Source organism: Dyella sp. 01N36 (genome assembly GCF_056399745.1).
Genome location: NZ_JBFTRY010000366.1, coordinates 1 through 1,349 on the forward strand (window position 1 = coordinate 1; position 1,349 = coordinate 1,349).

The 1,349-nt window shown below is 66.7% G+C and carries 1 protein-coding gene and 1 pseudogene; both read left to right on the top strand.

The features are described 5' to 3' along the window. Nucleotides 1–382 (top strand): annotated as a pseudogene (locus tag AC1DMG_RS22150) (thiazole synthase); the annotation flags it as partial. A 2-nt stretch (nucleotides 383–384) separates the two neighbouring features. Then, nucleotides 385–1,110 carry a tRNA (guanosine(46)-N7)-methyltransferase TrmB gene (gene trmB, locus AC1DMG_RS22155; RefSeq protein ID WP_477175010.1) on the top strand — a complete coding sequence of 242 codons (726 nt, stop codon included), beginning with the start codon at nucleotides 385–387 and terminating at the stop codon, nucleotides 1,108–1,110. The last annotated feature ends 239 nt before the right edge of the window (nucleotides 1,111–1,349 follow it).

Consider the following 1,349-nt stretch of genomic DNA (forward strand, 5'->3'; position numbering starts at 1 on the left):
GGTCTACACCAGCGACGACCCGATCCTGGCCAAGCGCCTGGAAGAGATCGGCTGCGTGGCGGTGATGCCGCTGGCCGCGCCGATTGGCTCGGGCCTTGGCATCCAGAACCGCTACAACCTGCTGGAAATCATCGAGAACGCCAAGGTGCCGATCATCGTCGACGCCGGCGTGGGTACTGCCTCGGACGCCGCCATCGCGATGGAGCTGGGCTGCGATGGCGTGCTCATGAACACCGCCATCGCCGGCGCCAAGGATCCGGTGCTGATGGCGCATGCGATGAAGCTGGCGATCCAGGCCGGGCGCGCTGCCTTCAAGGCTGGACGCATCCCGCGCAAGCGCTTCGCCTCGGCATCCAGCCCCATCGACGGCACCATCGGCTGACCATGAGCGACCTGCACGACCACGACGGCGAGCACGAAGACGCCGGACAGCCGCCCTTCATGCGCCGCATCCGCAGCTTCGTGCTGCGCGAAGGCCGCATGACGCCAGCGCAGCAACGCGCCTTCGACGACCACTGGGCGCGCTTCGGCATCGATTACAGCGGCACGCCGCAGGACTTTGCCTCTCGCTTCGGCCGCACCGCACCGCTGGTGCTGGAAATCGGCTTCGGCAATGGCGAGGCGCTGGCCTGGGCCAGCGAGCACGACCTCGCCCGCGACTTCCTCGGCGTGGAAGTGCACGGCCCTGGCGTGGGCCGCCTGATGAATGCACTGGCCGCTCGCGATGCCAGCAATGTGCGCCTGTACAAGCACGATGCGGTGGAAGTCCTTGAAAACGAGATTCCGCCCGGCACCCTCGCCGAAGCACGCATCTGGTTCCCGGACCCGTGGCACAAGAAGCGCCACAACAAGCGCCGCATCATCCAGCCCGACTTCGTCGCCCTGCTCGCCTCCCGCATGGCCCCCAACGGCCTGCTGCACCTGGCGACCGACTGGCAGCCTTATGCCGAGCACATGCTCGAGGTGATGGAAGCCGCTCCCGACTGGCGCAATGACCTCGGACCTGGCCAATACGCTGAAAAGCCCGCGTGGCGCATCGAGACCCACTTCGAGCGGCGTGGTCTCAAGCTGGGTCATGGGGTGTGGGATTTGTTGTACCGCAGGCGCTGAACGCAGCGCTTTGCACCCCCTCTCCCCTGCCGAAGGCGCGCCTCTCTAGAGCCAAAGAGTGCCTGTAGGACCGCACCCTGTGCGAGACCAGCCGACGAAGCGGCACGCCGCAGCGCGGCGGTCGCGCACAAAGGGCGCTCCTACAAGGGTTGCGCAGGGTCGTGGGCATATCGGATGAACGTTGCGATCCGCCATCTTGTGGGAGCGCACCCTGTGCGCGACAAGCCTACGGAGCGGTA